16 protein-coding genes are annotated in these 20,220 nt (G+C 43.3%); 14 read left to right on the top strand and 2 right to left on the bottom strand.

The genetic code is table 11. The annotated features are described in order from the left end of the window. Positions 1 to 267: 267 nt before the first annotated feature. The 4 genes from H6G17_RS10530 to argC are packed head-to-tail and all read left to right on the top strand — an operon-like array spanning position 268 to position 3,864. Positions 268 to 1,296: an HD domain-containing phosphohydrolase gene (locus tag H6G17_RS10530; protein WP_192156841.1), complete on the top strand. Its 1,029-nt coding sequence runs from the start codon at positions 268 to 270 to the stop codon at positions 1,294 to 1,296. Between the two features lie 47 nt (positions 1,297 to 1,343). Next, positions 1,344 to 2,426: a hypothetical protein gene (locus tag H6G17_RS10525; RefSeq protein WP_192156839.1), complete on the top strand. Its 1,083-nt coding sequence runs from the start codon at positions 1,344 to 1,346 to the stop codon at positions 2,424 to 2,426. Continuing rightward, the gene (locus H6G17_RS10520) at positions 2,423 to 2,800 is read left to right on the top strand and encodes a hypothetical protein (RefSeq protein ID WP_192156837.1); all 378 of its coding nucleotides are present in this window, start codon (positions 2,423 to 2,425) and stop codon (positions 2,798 to 2,800) included. The genes H6G17_RS10525 and H6G17_RS10520 overlap by 4 nt, the downstream gene beginning before the upstream one ends. 5 nt (positions 2,801 to 2,805) lie before the next feature. After that, complete coding sequence (gene argC / locus H6G17_RS10515) at positions 2,806 to 3,864, top strand: N-acetyl-gamma-glutamyl-phosphate reductase (protein ID WP_192156835.1); 1,059 nt, start codon at positions 2,806 to 2,808, stop codon at positions 3,862 to 3,864. Between the two features lie 64 nt (positions 3,865 to 3,928). On the opposite strand, the gene eno is transcribed toward argC, so the two are convergent. Continuing rightward, entirely contained in the window at positions 3,929 to 5,218 is a 1,290-nt protein-coding gene (gene eno, locus H6G17_RS10510) for a phosphopyruvate hydratase (RefSeq protein WP_192156833.1), read from the bottom strand. A 348-nt stretch (positions 5,219 to 5,566) separates the two neighbouring features. On the opposite strand from eno, the gene gloA reads away from it, so the two are divergent. Next, positions 5,567 to 5,992, top strand: coding sequence for a lactoylglutathione lyase (gene gloA / locus H6G17_RS10505; RefSeq protein WP_192156831.1), 426 nt, complete (start codon positions 5,567 to 5,569; stop codon positions 5,990 to 5,992). Positions 5,993 to 5,998: 6 nt separating this feature from the next. Here the strand turns inward: gloA and H6G17_RS10500 are convergent, their stop codons facing one another. After that, complete coding sequence (locus H6G17_RS10500) at positions 5,999 to 6,193, bottom strand: hypothetical protein (RefSeq protein WP_192156930.1); 195 nt, start codon at positions 6,191 to 6,193, stop codon at positions 5,999 to 6,001. A gap of 22 nt (positions 6,194 to 6,215) precedes the next feature. On the opposite strand from H6G17_RS10500, the gene clpB reads away from it, so the two are divergent. The 9 genes from clpB (at position 6,216) to H6G17_RS10455 (ending at position 20,162) form a co-directional block, all read left to right on the top strand. Beyond that, positions 6,216 to 8,873 carry an ATP-dependent chaperone ClpB gene (gene clpB, locus H6G17_RS10495; protein ID WP_192156829.1) on the top strand — a complete coding sequence of 886 codons (2,658 nt, stop codon included), beginning with the start codon at positions 6,216 to 6,218 and terminating at the stop codon, positions 8,871 to 8,873. Positions 8,874 to 9,425: 552 nt separating this feature from the next. Beyond that, entirely contained in the window at positions 9,426 to 10,850 is a 1,425-nt protein-coding gene (locus H6G17_RS10490) for a hypothetical protein (protein ID WP_192156827.1), read from the top strand. Between the two features lie 102 nt (positions 10,851 to 10,952). After that, positions 10,953 to 12,257 carry an O-antigen ligase family protein gene (locus H6G17_RS10485; protein ID WP_192156825.1) on the top strand — a complete coding sequence of 435 codons (1,305 nt, stop codon included), beginning with the start codon at positions 10,953 to 10,955 and terminating at the stop codon, positions 12,255 to 12,257. A 3-nt stretch (positions 12,258 to 12,260) separates the two neighbouring features. Beyond that, the gene (locus H6G17_RS10480; RefSeq protein ID WP_192156823.1) at positions 12,261 to 13,235 is read left to right on the top strand and encodes a glycosyltransferase; all 975 of its coding nucleotides are present in this window, start codon (positions 12,261 to 12,263) and stop codon (positions 13,233 to 13,235) included. A 295-nt stretch (positions 13,236 to 13,530) separates the two neighbouring features. After that, positions 13,531 to 14,808, top strand: coding sequence for a lipopolysaccharide biosynthesis protein (locus tag H6G17_RS10475; protein WP_192156821.1), 1,278 nt, complete (start codon positions 13,531 to 13,533; stop codon positions 14,806 to 14,808). 81 nt (positions 14,809 to 14,889) lie between these two features. Next, positions 14,890 to 15,915, top strand: coding sequence for a glycosyltransferase family 2 protein (locus H6G17_RS10470; protein WP_192156820.1), 1,026 nt, complete (start codon positions 14,890 to 14,892; stop codon positions 15,913 to 15,915). Positions 15,916 to 16,083: 168 nt separating this feature from the next. Beyond that, on the top strand, positions 16,084 to 17,130 hold the full coding sequence (locus tag H6G17_RS10465) for a glycosyltransferase family 2 protein (RefSeq protein WP_192156818.1): 1,047 nt from the start codon (positions 16,084 to 16,086) through the stop codon (positions 17,128 to 17,130). A 100-nt stretch (positions 17,131 to 17,230) separates the two neighbouring features. Then, positions 17,231 to 18,790, top strand: a complete 1,560-nt coding sequence (locus H6G17_RS10460; RefSeq protein ID WP_192156816.1) for a glycosyltransferase family 39 protein — start codon at positions 17,231 to 17,233, stop codon at positions 18,788 to 18,790. A 568-nt stretch (positions 18,791 to 19,358) separates the two neighbouring features. Further along, positions 19,359 to 20,162 carry a glycoside hydrolase family 16 protein gene (locus H6G17_RS10455; RefSeq protein ID WP_015154812.1) on the top strand — a complete coding sequence of 268 codons (804 nt, stop codon included), beginning with the start codon at positions 19,359 to 19,361 and terminating at the stop codon, positions 20,160 to 20,162. The last annotated feature ends 58 nt before the right edge of the window (positions 20,163 to 20,220 follow it).

The following is a 20,220-nucleotide window of genomic DNA, read 5'->3' as shown; positions in this document are numbered from 1 at the left end:
AAAAAGTGCGGTATGTTGTGTAAGCAAAATGTGAAAGCAGAAGTTGCAAACGCGGAGGTAGAATTAGTCTTATGGGGCTAGTGCCTCAAAGATAAAGTCGAGCTAATTTATTAAAACTTTTCCGGTATAATTTAGATATTTTTTACAAAATGAAACAATCTCACTGATGAGTCTGTGATTTTTGGCGAATTGTTCCATCCAGATTGTTATCCCGCCAACAGACTTCATACAGACTTCAGATTGTATATAATAATACAGGTATATTGAGTGAACAGCTTCGATCTAGCTCCGCCTAAAATCCTGGTAGTTGACGACCATCCAGCTAGTCGTATGACGGCTGTAGCTATTCTTTCGGTAGAGGGGTACGAAGTTTTAGAGGCAGATAGTGGCTCGTCAGCGCTAGAGTCCGTCAGTCAAGGTCAACCGGATCTAATCCTACTGGATGTAATGATGCCAGAAATGGATGGATTTGAAGTTTGTTGCCAACTGAAGCAGGACGAACAGACAAGGCTGATCCCAGTCATTTTTATCACAGCTTTAAACGATAGACAAGCTAGAATTCGTGGGATTGAAGCTGGGGGAGATGATTTTTTAAGCAAACCTTTCGATCGGCTGGAATTAGCTGCCCGCGTCAAATCCTTGGTGCGTCAAAAGCGTTTGAATGAAGATTTAGATCATGCTTCGCAGGTGTTATTTTCCATTGCTAGAGCAGTGGAAAGCCGCGATCCTAATACTGGAGATCACTGCGAACGCTTGGTAAACTTGAGCGATGCTTTCGGTGGCTATCTCAATCTGTCCCGCGCTCAGAGACGAGATTTGATGTGGGGTAGTTATTTACACGATATTGGTAAGGTTGGTATTCCCGATGCCGTGCTGCTGAAGACTGGAAAACTAAATCCCAAAGAGTGGGAAGTGATGCGACAGCACGTTTTGATTGGTGAGAGAATCTGTCAACCCCTGCGGACGATGCGAGGAGTGATTCCGATTGTTTTGCACCATCACGAGCGCTGGGACGGTTCTGGTTATCCCTATCAACTGGTTAGAGAGCAGATTCCTTATCTCGCCCAAGTATTTCAAATTATTGATATTTATGATGCTCTGACTAGCGATCGCCCATACAAACGCGCGCTGTCTCAAGAAGAAGCATTAAAAGTTTTGCTTGCAGAAACCAATCGAGGCTGGCGCAATCCCGAACTCGTACAACAGTTTATCAACTTTATTAACTCAACTGCCATCCCCGCAACCTCTCTGGAGGGGCTTGGGGTTAGGATCGAGGGATTAAGGGCTAGAGGCTAGACTTTTTTACAGAAAAAGAAAGATTCCCTCAGCCTTTTTCAGCCCTCATGCTTCAAAAAGAGTTCTGCCCTACAGCCTCTCAACTCTCACGATCGCCCCTAGCTCCTTCCATGACACTGCAAATTTCCTGTCCGGCTTGCCGTCATTCTGTCTATTTTCCCAGCTTTGAAGAATGCGATGAAGACTTTCTTGAAAGTATATGTCTCAAGTGTGACTATAGATATGCTTTAGTACGCACCGAAGTTGCTAGCTTTAATTCATATCTAGAATCATCGTATCGCAGTAAATATAATAAGCAACCAGAATACAGACGTGTTTATCAATTGCGGTTGTATGATGTAGGGAATCTATACAAAAATAATCTGCTGCAAGCACTAGACTTTTCCACTTTAGGACGAGAGGAAAGAATATCAGCTGTAGCTGGAGATAAACTACGTTTGCTTTATCTGATGCAAGGTAAGGTTTTAAAAGACTTGCTGTGGCTAGAAAATTCTCATACGGGTAAAAGTTATCTTTTAAGAAAACCAGGAGCAAGAGCAAAATCTCTAGCTTTTAATATTAGTAAGTTGGCTCTAGCTATTACCGTACCATTATGCATTCTAAATCCTACAACCAATAGACTGCTATTAGCTGCGGCTGCACCTACAGCGGCAGGCATAGGAACCTATGCAACTATGCGTCAAAGACTCAAAGAACGCGATCGCCAAGAGTTAGGTAGGCTCACCTCTGAGCAACAATTGCTATCGCAAAAACATGAGATGGAGCAACAGATTCTCAAGCTGCAACAAGAGTTAAATGCTAATAAAAAATTGATTCGACGCTTAAAGAATTTACAGCAAAAAATGTTAAGCGCACAACAGGAATTATATAGTCGTCAAATTGACATTACGAGCAAAGGAATCGATAAGATCGCGCAACAAATTAAATTATCAGAAGAATTGTTAGATGGATATTGTCAAGTTATTAGAATGATTTCTATAGAATACGAAACCTCCCGTATTGCTCAAGTACTGCCAGAAAATGTGAGTGCAAAAATTCTCAGGCAATTAGACGAACTAAAAGCAATTGAATTAAAAAAGCAAGAAATGGCGGCGCAAGTCGATCCGCAAAAACTGCTACAGGAAATTTGACAGGGAGCAGGGAGCTTCTGAGCAGGGAGATAAGGGAGAGGGGGGAGACAAGGAGGACAAGGGAGACAAGGGATAAAGAAATTTACAATCTCCACACCCTACACCCCACACCCCATCAACACGCACCACACCCTACACCCTTTCTTGCGTCACAAAACGGCTATTTTGGCGTAACTAGTAACTCACCCCACGGCTCACGTCAAGATTTGAAAAAATTGTTGCAACGAGATTTCCCTTTTAGTACTACAATGCAGCGAAAGTTAATTTTTTTCCTAGTTTACAAATCCATTTCAGAGGCTACGAGCAGTTGGCGATCGCCAATTGTCAAAGCCCGATCGCAATCGAGTCATAAAAATGTATTTCATCAGGATTGATTGTCATGGGTAAAAAAGGGCGCGTATCGGTAGGAATTGTTGGCGCGTCAGGCTATGGCGGGGTGCAATTGGTCAGGTTGTTGATGGATCATCCTGAAGTAGAACTCGTCTACTTGGGTGGCGATAGCAGTGCTGGCAAATCGTTTGCTGATATATACCCCCACTTAGCTCATCGGGTAGCGCAGCCAATCGAATCTGTCGATCCAGAAGCGATCGCAGCAAGGTGTGAGGTAGTCTTTCTCTCACTCCCCAATGGTTTTGCTTGCGATATGGCTCCTCAGTTGGTCGATAAAGGTTGTAAAGTTCTCGATTTATCTGCCGACTATAGATTTAGCGATTTAGAAACTTACCAAATCTGGTACGGCAAACAGCGGCAAGACTTAGCTGTGGCAACAAAAGCAGTTTATGGCTTACCAGAACTGTATCGCGATCGCATTGCCGAAAGCCAACTGATCGGTTGTCCTGGTTGCTATCCCACCGCCAGTTTGTTAGCACTTGCACCCCTACTAAAACAAGGCTTAATCGTTCCTGAAACTGCGATCGTCGATGCAAAATCTGGCACGTCTGGGGGTGGTAGACAGGCAAAAACTGGACTGTTGCTTGCAGAAGCAGACAACTCCTTTGCTGCTTACGGCGTTGCCCGTCACCGTCATACGCCAGAAATCGAGCAAGTTTGCAGCGATTTGGCTGGACATCAAGTGTTAGTGCAATTTACTCCTCACTTAGTCCCGATGGTACGCGGTATCCTCGCCACCATCTACGCCACTCTGCGCGATCCTGGATTAGTCAGAGAAGATTTAATTACCATCTACAGAGCTTTTTATCGCAATTGTCCTTGGGTAACAATTTGCGACAGTGGCATCTATCCCCAAACTAAGTGGGCGTGCGGCAGCAATCTCTGCTACATCGGCATCGAAACCGATCCCCGTACTGGCAGAGTCATCGTCTTGTCAGCGATCGATAACTTGATCAAAGGACAAGCCGGACAAGCAATTCAATGCCTCAACATCATGATGGGTTGGGACGAGAGTTTAGGACTACCTAAGCTAGGTTTTTATCCCTAATTTTGGTAACGGGTAATTGGTAGTGATTAACAACTACCAATTACCAACTACTAATTACCAATATCTACTTCGGTCCCATCTTTACAGTTCCAGCATAAACAGCGCGATCGCCAAGTTCGTCTTCAATGCGCAATAGGCGGTTATATTTTGCTACCCGTTCGCTGCGACAGAGAGAACCAGTTTTAATCTGACCTGCGCGTGTTGCTACAGCTAAGTCAGCGATTGTCGTGTCTTCTGTTTCTCCCGAACGATGGCTGATAATTGAGCGGAAACCGTTACGGGTAGCCAGATCGATGGTTTCTAAAGTTTCCGTCAGCGAACCAATTTGATTCAGCTTGATCAAGATAGCATTTCCTGCTTTGGTGTCGATCCCTTTTTGCAGGCGGGTGGCATTAGTCACAAAGAGATCGTCTCCTACCAGTTGAACGCGATCGCCAATTTTTTCAGTTAACATCTGCCAGTGCTGCCAATCTTCCTCATGTAACCCATCTTCAATTGAGACAATTGGGTATTCACCGACTAGTCTAGCCAAATACTCGATAAACTCAGTGGGTGCATGAGCTACGCCGTCATAGACATACTGCCCGTCTTTGTAAAACTCGCTGGCAGCCACGTCTAAGGCTAATGCGACTTCCTCCCCAGGTTTATATCCAGCTTTGGCGATCGCGCTCATCAGTATTTCTAGAGCTACCTGATTCGACTCCAAATTAGGCGCAAAACCGCCTTCATCGCCCACACCAGTGAGCAATCCCTTGTCGTCCAGCACCTTACTCAAAGCGGCAAAAACTTCCGCCCCCCAACGTAGTGCCTCTCGAAATGAAGACGCACCAACGGGAACGATCATGAATTCTTGAAAATCGATATTATTTGCCGCATGAGCGCCACCATTGATCACGTTCATCAACGGTACGGGTAGCACGTTTGCTAAAGGACTCCCCAAATAGCGATACAAAGGAATTCCGAGTAACTCCGCTCCTGCCTTCGCCGCCGCCAAAGACACTGATAAAATCGCATTTGCTCCCAGCTTGGCTTTATTTGGAGAGCCGTCTAGAGCGATCATGGCGCGATCGATAGCTTCTTGGTTCAAGACATCCATTTGAGATAGTTGTGGGGCGATCGCCGAATTGACATTTTCCACCGCCTTGAGTACTCCTTTGCCCCCATAACGGCTCTTGTCGTCATCTCGAAGTTCGTGCGCCTCAAAAGTGCCTGTAGAAGCCCCACTGGGAACCTGGGCGAGTCCCACCACTCCCCCAATTAAATGGACCTCCGCCTCGACAGTAGGGCGACCCCGCGAGTCGAGAATTTCTCTAGCAATAATGTTGTCTATAGCGCTGTCTATTGTATCGATCATGCTGCGTAGCTCCTGTTTCAGTTATCAGTTATCAGTTGTCAGTGGAACTAGTGGCTGGTAGCTAGTGGCTGGACTCAATTCTTGTCACTAGTCACTCCTCACTGGTTCTACTCACTACTCACTTCATTTGAGTCAGGATAGGAATTTTACAGGCTGATGGGTACGATGTTAAGGATCATTCAACACGAAATTGATTTTCTGTTGATTATCATTTGTCATTTGTCTTTATTCCCCCTTGTCTTCCTTATCTCCTTTTTCCCCCGACTCCCGACTCCCGACTTCCGACTCCCGACTCCCGACTCCCCATTCCCTAGAATAGAGATCGATGCTGAAATTTGGAGTCACTTAATGCGATTACTACACACAATGCTTCGCGTCGGTAACTTGGAAGCATCTCTCAAGTTTTACTGCGAACTTTTGGGCATGAAGTTGCTGCGCCAGAAAGACTATCCAGGTGGTAAGTTTACCCTGGCTTTTGTAGGCTATGGTGACGAGGCAGACCACACCGTTCTCGAACTCACCCACAATTGGGACACAGAGAAGTACAACTTAGGTGATGCTTACGGTCATATCGCGATCGGCGTTGATGACATTTACGGCACTTGTGAAGAAATTAAAGCCCGTGGCGGTAAAGTAGTACGAGAACCAGGACCAATGAAGCACGGTTCTACAGTTATCGCTTTTGTGGAAGACCCCGACGGCTATAAGGTAGAGCTGATCCAACTCAGTTCTAGAGAATCTGCTACTCCCCACAAGGAGTTAGTGTCACAGTAGGTTGATTCAAAACTCAAAATTGTGACAAGGAGGACAAGGGAGACAAGGGAGCAGAGGAGAAAAACATTCTAACTCCCACTCTCCCACTCCCACTCTCCCGACTCCCGACTCCCGACTCCCGACTCCCAAAATAGGATAGGCTAATAGCGATCGCACCATCAGCACTAGATGGTATTTTCTTTCTAAATCTAAAATCGCCAATCTAAAATCTAAAATCGTTAAGATGCAGCCCACCGACCCTAACAAGTTCACCGAAGAAGCCTGGGAAGCGATCGTCAATTCTCAGGATTTGATGGTTCAACGTTTTCAGCAACAACAACTGGAGGTCGAACACCTCGCGATCGCACTTTTAGAACAACCAAAAGGGCTGGCTAATCGGATTCTGACTAAAGCTGGTGTCGATCCCGCAGCAATGAATCAGCAGCTTGAAGCTTTTGCCAAGCGACAGCCGAAAGTGGGTAAAAGCAGTCAGCTTTATTTGGGTCGAAATTTGGATCTGATGCTCGACCGGACAGATGCGATTAGAACGGATTGGCAAGACCAACACGTTTCAGTCGAACATCTGCTGATAGCGTTTGGGGAGGACGAACGGATCGGGCGTAGGGTGTGTAAAGGCTTCAATCTCGATACGGCAAAGCTAGAAGCGGCAATTAAGGCGATTCGTGGCAATCAAAAGGTCATAGACCGAACCCCTGAAGCACGCTACGAAGCTTTAGAAAAATTTGGGCGCGACCTGACGGAACAGGCAAAAGTTGGCAAGCTCGATCCCGTCATTGGTAGAGACGATGAGGTGCGGCGCGTGATTCAGGTATTGTCTCGCCGCACGAAGAATAATCCTGTTTTAATTGGCGAACCTGGTGTCGGGAAAACCGCGATCGCGGAAGGGTTAGCGCAAAGAATTATCAAAGGCGATGTCCCTGAATCTCTCAAAAACAGGCAGCTCATTACTCTCGACATGGGTAGCTTGATTGCTGGGGCAAAATATCGCGGCGAATTTGAAGACCGTTTGCGGGCTGTGTTACGGGAAGTCACCGAATCTAACGGGCAAATCGTCTTATTTATTGACGAATTACACACCGTTGTCGGTGCGGGTGGCACGACTCAAGGCGCAATGGATGCGGGAAACTTGCTCAAACCAATGCTGGCGCGGGGAGAGTTACGCTGTATTGGCGCGACGACTTTAGATGAGTACCGCAAGTATATTGAAAAAGACGCAGCCTTAGAACGCCGCTTCCAACAAGTCTTTGTCGATCAACCCTCGGTAGAAACGACAATTTCGATTCTCCGAGGCTTAAAAGAACGATACGAAGCACATCACAGCGTCAAAATTACTGATTCTGCTTTGGTTGCAGCAGCGACGCTTTCCCACCGCTACATCACCGATCGCTTTTTACCCGATAAGGCGATCGATCTCGTCGATGAAGCTGCTGCCCAACTGAAAATGGAGATCACTTCTAAGCCGACAGAACTAGAAATCATCGATCGCCGTTTAATGCAGCTAGAGATGGAAAAACTCTCGATCGCAGGTGAAGACCAACGCGCCGCCATTACCAAAGAACGCTTGGAACGGATCGAGCAAGAAATTTCTACATTAACGCAAAAACAACAGGAATTAAACTCTCAGTGGCAGGGTGAAAAACAGATCCTCGACGCGATCGGGGCTTTGAAAAAAGAAGAAGAATCTTTGCGGGTACAGATCGAACAGGCAGAACGCGCCTACGATCTCAACACGGCAGCGCGGCTGAAATACGGGCAACTAGAAGGAGTACAGCGCGATCGCGAAGCGAAAGAAACTTTACTAATAGAAATTCAAAGCCAGGGTTCTACACTGTTACGAGAAGAAGTCTCTGAGGCTGATATTGCCGAGATCGTTGCTAAGTGGACGGGTATTCCAATCAATCGCCTGTTAGAGTCAGAACGCCAGAAATTACTCCAACTCGAAAGCCACCTGCACGCTAGAGTCGTCGGTCAATCTGAAGCTGTATCGGCTGTAGCAGCAGCTATCCGCAGCGCTAGGGCGGGAATGAAAGATCCTGGTCGTCCCATCGGCTCTTTCTTGTTCATGGGTCCAACAGGGGTGGGTAAAACAGAATTAGCGCGGGCATTGGCGCAGTTTTTATTTGATTCGGACGATGCAATGGTGCGACTGGATATGTCCGAGTATATGGATAAATCTTCTGTGATGCGGCTAGTAGGATCGCCTCCAGGCTACGTTGCCTATGAGGAAGGAGGACAACTCTCAGAAGCAATCCGCCGCCGTCCCTACTCCGTGTTGTTGTTAGATGAGGTGGAAAAAGCTCACCCAGATGTCTTCAACATATTCCTGCAAGTGCTAGATGACGGGCGGATTACAGATTCTCAGGGCAGAACTGTTGATTTTCGCAATACGGTGATCGTCATGACGAGTAATATCGGTAGCGATCGCATTCTCAATTTGTCTGGAGATGATGCGAACTACGAACAGATACAACGACAAGTTTTAGAGGTATTGCGATCGCATTTCCGCCCCGAATTTCTCAACCGCATTGATGACCTGATTATTTTCCATCCCCTCGATCGCAGCCAACTGCGGCAAATCGTTGGCATTCAACTCAAACAATTTGAAAGATTACTCGACGAACAAAAAATTAGCATCGTGCTATCGTCAGCAGCTCAAGATTACTTGGTAGATATTGGCTACGACCCCGTATACGGCGCTCGTCCGCTCAAACGAGCCATCCAACGCCACCTACGAAATCCTTTGGCGACTAAATTATTAGAGGGGACTTTTACCGAAGGCGACACCATTCAAGTCGATTGTCAGGATGACGCTCTTTCTTTCCAGCGTCAACGCTCAGTTGTCACCTATTCGCCAGCTCTTTCTAAGCCTGATACAAATTAAGTCATAAACAATACTGAAATTTTCTCGTTGTTTTTAGTTAGCAATTTAGTGGCGATCGCCTCAGTGAATGCTTTTTAAATCGGGTATTCACTAAAAATTTGCTAATTGAGAACGACTTTTTTATGGCAATCTATGTTATCAAATATACTCCGTATTGCTTGACTTTTCACAGGAGAGATCTATTCCTGTCCTCCTGACTCACTTCAACTAGGATAAAAAAATTACTAAATCCAGGGAAAATTTAGGTGATTTTCGCTCCTTTAGTCACAAAATCAGATTTCAGTGTAAATTAAGATTTGTAACTGCTAGAGCAATTAGGAGTTAGTCTATAATCTGAGGCAACACTCGGCTGGCTGGCAGATCTGTACTAACTATTTAGTATTAGTTCACATTCATACCCAAGACTGAGAAATTATGTTTTTAGAGTAGGTGTAATGAAATACAGGCGAGAGGTTGAGACGGAGTAATTTTTTATAGTTAAAGTTTGCGTAGCAGCTAGTTATTTTTGTAAAAAAATGTATCAGTTGAAACATCTGCTAGGAGGATTGCTGAATGACTGAATCCGTGACAATTTCTCGCCCGTTTCCCAAGTCAAGACTACAGCAAGTCCATTGGTCTCCCTATTTACTGATTGGTATATTGGCTAATGCTGCCATTTGGTGTTCGGCTTTAGCGTATTTAAAGCTTAAAGCTCCAACCTATACGAGTGGATGGGCTGTTAACGTGCCAGGAACTGCTGCTCAAGCTAGAGTATCCCTTCCAGAGATCGGACAGACTTCTTTAGACAGCTCCTCTCCCTACAGCATTAGTACTCAAGATCCCAGACAGAATTATAAATTTCTCGCGGAAAGCGATGCCGTAATTCAGATTGCTGCTACTCAAATGGATATGACTCCTCAAGAGTTTGGCAAACCTAAAGTCAAGATTGGCGACAGTACTAGCATTATCGAATTTCAAATGACAGGAGACAATCCTGAAGAAGCACGGGACAAATCTTACGCTGTTTACAGAGCAATCCAGGCAAGAGTCAACGAACTCAGAGTCCAAGAATTCATTCAACGCGATGCCAGTTTCCAATCTGCTTTAAGTTCTTCCCAGCGCAAGCTAGAAATGGCTCAAAAGCGGCTTTCCGACTACAAAGCAATCTCTGGCTTGAACTCTAGCGATCAGCTCAAAGCTCTCTCTGACAATATTGAAGCTTTACGCAAACAACGAGCTGAAATTGTCGCTCAACAACAACAATCGAGTTCTCGCTTACAACAACTGGCAGCTAATCTAAACCTTTCGGAACAGGATGCTGCTAATGCCTTCGTGTTGCAAACAGATCAAATATTTCAGCAAAACTTAAAAAACTACAGTGAAACTAGCGCCAATTTGGTGACGCTGAGCGCCAGATTTTTACCCGATCATCCTACGATTATTGCAGAGCAAAATAAGCGCGACGCAGCAGCTAAAGCAATGCTTGTCCGTAGCGAGTCGTTACTCGGACGACCAGTCAGCCAAGATCTCATTCAACAACTCAACCTTAATACTAGTAACGGTTCGGCGCGAGAAAACCTCTTCCAAGCGCTCGTCGATGCTCAAGCCGAGAATCGCGGCTTGCAATCTCAAGCCAAAGAAACCGAACAGCAAATCTTGCAATTAGAAAACCGCCTCCGTACTTTATCACAGAAAGAAACGACTTTAGAAGCTCTCAGGCGCGAACTACAGGTATCTGAAGCAGTGTTCTCTTCTACTCTTGCCAACTTAGATATCATTAGGTCAAACGCCTTTGGTTCCTATCCCTTACTACAAATTGTGGCAGAACCGAACTTACCAAGATCTCCGAGTTCGCCGAAAAGGATGTTTATTTTACTTGGCGCAACGGGTGGTTCTTTATTTGTCAGCGCAGGTATACTCGCATTCTGGCTGCGACAAAGACGGATGACAATGCTAGAACTAGAACGCAAGACTCATCATCGGATTGTGGAGGGGTAAAGGGGAATTCGGAATTCGGAATTCGGAATTCGGAATTTGGAATTCGCAAGTTGCAATTAATATCGCTCGCTCCCTGCTCCCTGCTCCCTTAAGGAAAATCCCATGAGTGTTAAACCTCAAAACTTTGAGGAAAAATTGGTCTGGTACACCATAATTTTGACGTATCCCATTTATTTTCTGGGAGCGCAACTCGTTTGGATTCCAGCACTAGGATTTATCTTGGCAGGGTGTGTCTTTAAAAGATGGTGGTTCCAAACAAAGGACACACCAGAGTCAGAAAAAATTAGCATTCCGCTATCTGTATGGATCTGGATTGTTGGCATGTTATTCATAGAGCTAACAATCTTTATGTCCCATATGGAATTCGATCTAGGGATACCAAAGTTTATTTTTACCACGGTCAACAACTGGGCGCGAAGTTGGGCTTTAATGGCATTATTTCCTTTAGCTGGATGCCTAAAAATTCGTCCGCAAGTCATTTATCGAGCTGCTTGTATTCTTTGCTTGCAGAGCTTAATTTTAGCGACGCTCTGTTATTTTATGTATTTATTACGGATACCGAGCTTTTCTTATGTTTCTCCCCTAGTTGCATTTCGCGGTTCTGCTAGTTTTTATACTGTTAATTTATTTGATGTTGGTGGAGACTTTGGTGAAGCTCGACAATTTCGTTTGCGTTTGTTTGCTAACTTTGCGAATAATTTAGGTATTATTGGAAATATTTATTTCTTTTTATCTAGTCAAGAAGCCAATAAAAAATGGCGTTGGATTGGCACGATCGGAGGTGCGGCAATGGTCGTAGGTTCTGGTTCGCGATCGACAATTGTTTGTCTGGTTGCCGTGCCGATCGCCTCTTGGTTGTTGACTAATTTTGGTTGGTACATTCAACTGCTCGTAGGTCTACTCAGCGTTGCGATCGGCATGATTGCGCCTCAACTGATCGAGCTAATGCAAACAGCTTGGGATCGGGTAATTAGTGGCGTTCGTCGGAGTTCTGAAGTTGTTAGAAAACGCCTAGCTGAAGTGACGATGAATCGTTGGATGGAAGCACCAATTTGGGGTCATGGAGTTGTAGAAGAGAAAGGACCAAAATATACAGAACATATGCCGATCGGGACTCACAATCATTGGCCCGATTTATTATATTTGCATGGAGTTGTAGGTTTTCTTGCCTTTACATTTGCGATCGTCTGGGGTTTTGTCGAGCTAACTCTGAAAGCTAGGAAAAGCGCGATCGCTAAAACTGCGTTAAATATTTATTTGGTCTTACTAATTGCCACAGCTGCTGTAGATATTCAGTTGGCTTCCTATCTTTATTGGCAAGGGTTAATTCTAACGGGAATAGCTTTTAAGGAAGACGTACCAATTTTTGCCGATCGCCAAACAAGAACCCTCTCATTCAAGAGTTAAGACATGCCTACAATCTCAGTTATTGTACCTGCATACAATTCCCAAAATACTATTCTAGAAACAATTGCTTCGATTCAAAAACAAACTTTTACAGATTTTGAGTTAATTGTTATTGACGATGGGTCTAGCGATCGCACGCTCGAATTAATCCAAACCGTTCGAGACCCTCGGATTCAAGTAGCTTCCTATGAAAACGGTGGCGTATCAGTTGCCCGCAATCGTGGTATTTCTCTGTCTACTGGCGAATATATCACCTTTATCGATGCTGACGATCTGTGGACACCAGATAAATTAGAACTTCAATTAGCAGCATTACAGCAACATCCAGCCGCAGGAGTTGCCTATAGTTGGACGTGCTTCATGGATCGGCAAGGCAAGTTTTTTCATGACGATCGCCCCATATATTTTGAGGGTAATGTCTATGCAGAATTATTGAAAACTAATTTTCTCTTAAGTGGTTCAAATCCTTTGATTCGCCGAACTGCTTTAGCAGATGTTGGCGAATTCGATCCAAGCCTAACCCATGCAGAAGAATGGGATTTGTATCTCCGTTTAGCAGCTAAGTACGATTTTGTAGTCGTTCCTAAAACTCAAATTTTTTACCGTCAAACCGCTGGTTCGGCTTCTGCCAAAATTGAGGTGATGGAGAAAGATGCAATTCGAGTTATCGACCGAGCATTTCAATTAGCTCCCGCTCAGTTACAATATCTAAAAAATCAAAGCTTGGCTAATCTTTATCGCTATTTAGCCCACTTATATCTAACTAAAATTCCGGGTGCAGCAGCAGCAGGAGTGGCTTGGCACAAGTTGCGAATGGCTATTCAGTTACAACCTCGAATATTATTAAATAGAAAAGTTCAAACACTACTCGTAAAATTACTGCTGATTCAACTACTATCGCCTAAACTTGCTAATTATTTACTATTGAAAATTACTCGAATTCGCGCTAGCTCCCTTCAAGATAACACCGCCGCATAATTATATATTTAAATATATTTAAATAATTATATGCTTACATAACTGCGTCGTTCAGTAACTGTGTTTGCATAGTGGCGCTGTAGCAACGTAAGTATAATTTGTAAATTCCGCTTTTGTCTACAATTAAACTTCTAGCTATAGCTGGGTAATAAATTACTAGCTTTCTTTAAGATTGATGATGTTAGTGTAGGAAATAATAGCTACATCAACTATATATTGAATAGGAGACTATCCAGCGATCGCCTGCCCTGAATCTGATTCGAGCTGGAATCATGAAAAACAATTTATAAACTCAATGCCTATCCTATCAGCTATTTTATCTAGGCTACCTCAAAAACTTTCCAATCGATTCGTTCGCAATCTTAGCTGGTTAGGTTCGGCAGAAATTATTTCTCGGATTTTTCGCCTCGGATTGACAGTAATTTTAGCTCGTTTTTTGACTCCTTATGACTACGGCTTAGCGGCAATTGTTTCTACAGTCAATGAGTTTATGCGAGTTTTTATGGAGATCGGGGTAAGTGCCAAAATTATTCAATGCGATCGCCAAGAATTAGAGACTATTTGTAACTCTGGTTATTGGTTAAACTGGAGTATCTTTACAGGCTTATTTTTTGCTCAATGCCTACTTGCTTTTCCTATTGCTTGGTTTTATCGCGATCGCCTGACTCGCGAAATCGATTTAATTCTACCCATTTGTATTGCTGGTATACCCTATTTAATGTGGCCTTTTGCCGCTATCCAGTCTGCTTTAATCGTTCGCGAAAATCGACTTAGAGTGTGCGCGATCGCTGCTGTCGTTAGAAATCTCGCTAGTTATATGTTATCTGCTTTATTTGCCGTTCGCGGCTGGGGAATCTGGGCGTTCGTTTTACCTTGGGTTTTGGTGACTCCGCTGGAAATCATAATTTATCGTAAAAGTTACGCTTGGCATCCTACTGCTAAATTTACGACAAAAGCTTGGCGATCGATTTTAGATTTTGGTAAAAATATCTGTGGCGTGCAATTTCTCAAGGTGCTGAGAAATAACTTAGATTATTTAATAGTTGGTAGGTTCTTAGGTATTAAAGAATTAGGAATTTATTTTTTTGGGTTCAATGCCGGACTGGGAATTAGCCTGAGTATAGTCACAGCAATCAATACAGCGATTTTGCCACATCTATGTAAAGCTAAAGCTAGCATGTTGGAGTTAAGTAAATCTTATTACAGCGCACTTAAAATTATTAGCCTAATTATTTTTCCCTTAGTTCTTCTACAATCTAGCCTAGCTTATTGGTACGTACCAATTATTTTTGGTAGTCAGTGGATCGTTGCTATTCCCGTGCTGATATTAATTTGCTTGTCAGCAATTCCCAGACCCTTCGCCGATGCTGCTTCGCAATTATTAGTAGCTGTAGGCAAACCCAATTTAGATTTATATTGGAATCTAGCTTTTACGACTGTGTTTGCTCTCTCTTTGTTAATTGGAGTCCATTGGCAGGTTATCGGTGTTGCAGCAGCAGTTTTAATCGTTCACATGCTCTTCCTTCCCTTGTTTACGATTTGGACAAACCGCCATGTATTGCGTCACTCTTAATGGTTGATGGTTGATGGCTTCCAGAAACTACTAATTACCAATTACCAATTACCAATAAATAAATTCACCAAGCTCTGAAATATGAAATTAGTTACTGTCATCATTCCGGTTTATCAAGTTGAAAAATATATTGCAAAGACAATAAACTCTGTATTGGCACAAACCTACAAAAATTTTGAATTATTAATTGTTGACGATGGCTCCACCGATCGCAGTCACGAAATTTGCCAACAGTTTACCGATCCCCGGATTAGAATTATTCGCCAGCAAAATCAAGGGGTTGCAGCAGCTCGGAACACGGGAATTCGTCAAGCTCAAGGTGATTACATAGCACTTTTAGATGGAGACGATCTTTGGGTTTCCCACAAGCTAGAAAAACATGTCGAACATCTAGATAAATCGCCAAACGTGGGACTCAGTTTTAGTCGTTCAGCTTTTATTGACGAAGCAGATAAACCTTTGGGTATTTATCAAATGTCCAAATTAACAGATATTACACCTCTCGATCTGTTGTGTCGTACGCCAATTGGTAACGGTTCAGTTCCCACAATTCGTAAAGAATTGTTAGAAGCAATTAAGTTTGTCGATTCTAGATCGGGAGAAGTCTCTTATTTCGATTGCGATCGCAGCTTACACCCGTCAGAAGATGTAGAATGTTGGCTGCGAATGATGCTAAAAACAGATTGGCAACTTGAAGGATTAGCAGAAGCTTTAACTTTGTATCGCGTGAATCCCAAAGGATTTTCTGCCCAGTTGTATAAGAAACTAAGCTCTTGGGAAACTATGTTAGAGAAAGTACGTGCCTATACCTCACCAGAGATGATGGCTGAGTGGGAAAAACCAGCTATGGCTTATCAACTCCGACATCTAGCACGTCGAGCTGTCACTTTATCCGCAGGCTCCACTGCCGTTGAATTTTCTCACAAAGCTCTATCTACATATAGGTCAATTTTGTTTGAGGAACCACGGCGAACGGTGATGACTTTAGCAGCTGCGTATTTGCTGTGGTTATTGCCTAATTCTACTTATCACCAGATCCAATCTTTAGCACTTCAGATAACAGGCTCGAATCAAAAGCGGAAAATTCTCCAGGAATTAAGAGAATAGTGGTGCGTGGTGCGTGAGAAGAATTCGGAATTCGGAATTAATTCCGAATTGTGAATTGTCTTGCTCCCTCAGCTCTCTTTTCTCCCTCAGCTCTCTCAGCTCTTTTTACCCTGCTCCCTGCTCTCTGCTCCCTGCTCCCTTTCTTCACTGATAACCGAAAGGAGTCATATGAAACAAGTTTCTGTGGTAATTGCAGTTTTCCGTTGTGAGAAATATATCAGTGCCACAGTTCAGTCGGTGTTAGACCAGACTTACAAAAATTTAGAGATCTTGATTATTGATGACGAGTCTCCAGATCGATGTGTAGAAATTTGCCAGCAATTTACTGACCCCAGAATTCAGATTATTCGTCAACGCAACCGAGGCTTGGCTGGTGCGAGAAATACAGGTATTCGTCACGCAAAAGGAGAGTATATTGCTTTTTTAGACGGAGACGATTTGTGGTTGCCGCAAAAGTTAGAGAAACATATCGAGCATTTAAAAAACTCTCCTCATGTGGGAGTGAGTTTCAGTCGTTCGGCTTTAATTGATGAAACGGGACATCGCTTGGGGACTTATCTCATGCCGCAGCTAGAAAATATTTCCTCAGAGTGCCTGCTGTGCGATAATCCTGTAGGTAATGGTTCGGCGGCGGTGTTGCGTCGAGAAACTCTCGATGCGATCGCCTTTACCGATAATCTTCACGGAACTCCAGAAAAATTCCCAGAAATATTTTATTTCGACGAGCGCTTTCGCCAAGCAGAAGATGTTGAATGCTGGCTGCGGATTGCAAGCCAAACTCAGTGGCAATTTGCTGGCATTCCCGAGGCTCTCACTTTGTATCGCGTCAACTCTGGCGGACTCTCAGCCAACCTGCTCAAGCAACTAGAATATCTAGAACAAGTGATCGAAAAAACCCGCTCCTATGCACCGGAATTTATCTCTGAGTGGGAGAAACCTGCTAAAGCATATCACATGCGTTATTTGGCTCGTAGTGCCATCCGTTTCAAAGCAGGTGCAATCGCTGTAAAGCTCATGCACCGAGCCTTAGCAACTCACTGGGGTATTGTCTTGACAGATCCGCGTCGCACGCTGATGACGCTGGCTGCTGCTTATCTGTTATGGCTGCTTCCCACCTCGATTTATCGTCAGATTGAGGCTTTGACAGCTCAATCGATGGGAACTTGGCAAAAAAACCGCATCCACCGCGATCGCGAAATAGAAGTTGGAAGCTAATCAGTTATCAGTGAAGAAAGGGAGCAGAGAGCAGAGAGCAGGGAGTAGGGAGCAGGGTGAATGACTTCTGACTTACGACTTATAACTTACGACTTATCTTATGTTGTTACAAAGAACGTCACTAGAACGCATTAGAGCCTCTAATTTTAAGTACTATCTGATTATTGGCTTAACTCTTGCAATCGGCATTTTTCTGCGATTTTTCCTTTTGCAAGATAAGAGTTTATGGCTGGATGAAGGTGCTAGTTTATATTATTCTGACGGTACGAGCATTCAAGCTATTATTTCCACAATTGTTACTACAGATACTGGCGATCGCTTTCAGCCGTTTTATTATTTAGTATTACATTTTTGGCGACAATTATTCGGTAGTAGCGAATTTGCCGTTCGCTCCCTTTCTGCTTTACTGGGAATTGGCACGATCGTTATTTTGTGTACTACTGCATGGCAACTATACGGGAGGAGACACGCTCTATGGTTAACGCTCTTTTTATCGTTTAGTGCTTACGGAGTTTATTACAGCCAGCAAACGAGAGCGTATACTTTACTCTTATTTTTAGCATCTCTACAGTTATATTTCCTCAGTCAAATATTACCGCAAAAAAATGTTAGAGTTACGGCGATCGCGCAGGTGCTATTTTGTATAACTACAGCTGTCGGTCTATTCTGTAGTATTTTTATTGGAATTTATACTCTCGCTTTATGTATCGCTCACCTCCTAGTTTCTAAAAATATTAAGCGGTGGCTGCAATGGTGGCTACCTGTAGCAATTGCCTGTGTACCTGCGGCAATATTTTATCTAGCTTCTCCTGTAGCCACCGATCCGACAAAAGTTCACGTCACGCCATCGAATCAATCAGTTATTCAAAATATAGCTTTTGTTTTCTACGGCTTATTAGTTGGAGAAACTTACGGTCCACCAATCGAACAGATGCGGGGTGGCGATCGCCTGCAACTCATTTTCAATTATTTACCTGTTTTATTACTATTTGGATTAGTTGCTAGCATTATTATTATCGGACTTGTCAGAGGCTTAAAACTGCGATCGCCAGAATATAAACAATCTCGTCTAATTGATAGTTTTTTTCTGATTACCTTTTCAGCAGCTTTTATCATCGCACTTGCCTTTGCGATTGTGACTAAATTTAATTGGCTACCGCGACACTCTTTTTATATCTACATTCCCCTAGCGTTTCTATTACCAATTGCACTTAGATCTAGTTCTAGAAAAACAACAGCATGGAAAAATTTGTATCGTCTTGCGTTTATTGTGTTACTACTACTCAATTTATACGCAAACTATAACTATTATTTTGAACCCAGATATCAGCGGGAAAACTATCGTGAAATTGCTCAATATCTGAGCAAAAACAATAGCCAAGATACCAAATCCGTGCTTCTTTACGGCGTGCCTTACTTGCTACCTTATTATGGCGATACTCTAACAATAGATGGCTTAGGACTCGATACAACTAAATTAGCAGCAGAAGTCAGTCGCGTTACTAAAAATGCAAACACAGCAATTATTGCAATTAGCGACCAAGCTTTTTGGGAAAAGAAAAGAAATTTTGATTTAGAAAGCTCAATGGCTCAATCTTACAAACTAGAGTCTCATGTGCAACTAACTAATTTTGATATCTATCATTACGCGAAAAAGTAGTTTTTGATTCAGGGGAATGGGGAACAGTGAATCGTGAAGAGTTGTTGGTTGTTGGCGAGAGATGAGAAGCTTTTGACTTGCGACTTCTTCCTTGTTCCCTCGAAAGCCACAGCCTTGCTGGAAATTTCAAGATATTCAAAATATTTTATCAATTTGATAAGAAAAACTTGACACAACAATAAATCGATATTTGGCTATTCAGTAATTTTTTTCAGTCGGAAATTGATAAATTTTTATAAATATCAATACATCACAAATTGGCTATTTTGTAATTTAGATATTTATGGTTATATTTTCGACTCGTTTCGTAAACCAAGCGATCGATACAACCACTATAACGAAAGGGTTGCAAGCTAAATCACCTACTTAGTATTTTCGTTTGCCAGAAATAAAACTCCGCTTTAGCTGCATAAATACTGCACAAAAAAAATTTTTTCTTGACTCTACACCGATCGAAATGGTTTATTAATACGGTGCGTCAAGAGATAGCTTTTTGTTTTTTCGGCAATCAATAGCTCATCAACAACTGCTATCTCCTCTGGAAATTGAATCAAAAGGAAATATTTACATGCAACAAAACCTTCGGTTGCGTAACTGGAAGGACAAAGTTTTGCTGGCTTTTAGTGCCTTGATGATAGTATGTTGCCCCACAGCAGCACTAGCCGATCCTCCTGCTGGTAACTGGCAGCTCAAGTTTAGCGACGACTTCAACGGTTCTGGATTAGATACTGGTAAGTGGACTCCCTGTTTTTATTGGGCTCCCAATGGGTGTACGAATGGCGGCGCTGGCGATTTGCAATGGTTTAGCCCGAATAATGTATCAGTAGGAGGTGGAATCTTACGTTTGCGTGCAGAGCGAAAGCCGTCTAACGGTTTAAACTACACTTCTGGAATGATTGCATCTCACGATAAGTTTGCTTTTCAGTACGGTTACGTGGAGTTTCGCGCTAAAGTGCCTAAAGGCAATGGTTTCTGGCCCACACTATGGTTGTTATCACAAAACAAAAACTGGCCCCCAGAAATAGATGTTGCCGAATTTGTGGGTTCTAATACAAACAATGTCCACATGACGATCCACTATAAAAACGGTAGTGGCGCTCACGAATCATCATCTGGCTGGTGGGGTGGAATTGATTTTTCTGGCGGCTATCATACATATGGCTTGTTATGGGAAGCAGATAAACTTGTTTGGTACGTGGATGGTGTCGAACGGCGGCGTTATACCAATAGTGGCAATATCCCCGACGAAGCAATGTACGTTACAGCAACTCTTGCTCTCGGCAAAGCGTGGACTAATAGCCCTCCCGACAACTCTACGCCTTTACCAAACAATCTAGAAATCGATCATATTAAAGTTTGGCAACGTAATTAGATTGTCATTAGTCATTTGTCATTGGTAGTTGAGTGGTAATTGGTAATTGGTAATTGGT

The organism is Chroococcidiopsis sp. [FACHB-1243], from assembly GCF_014696895.1.
Lineage (GTDB): Bacteria > Cyanobacteriota > Cyanobacteriia > Cyanobacteriales > Chroococcidiopsidaceae > Chroococcidiopsis.
Note: the sequence above shows the minus strand (reverse complement) of the source record. Positions and strands in the feature narration are given on the sequence as shown.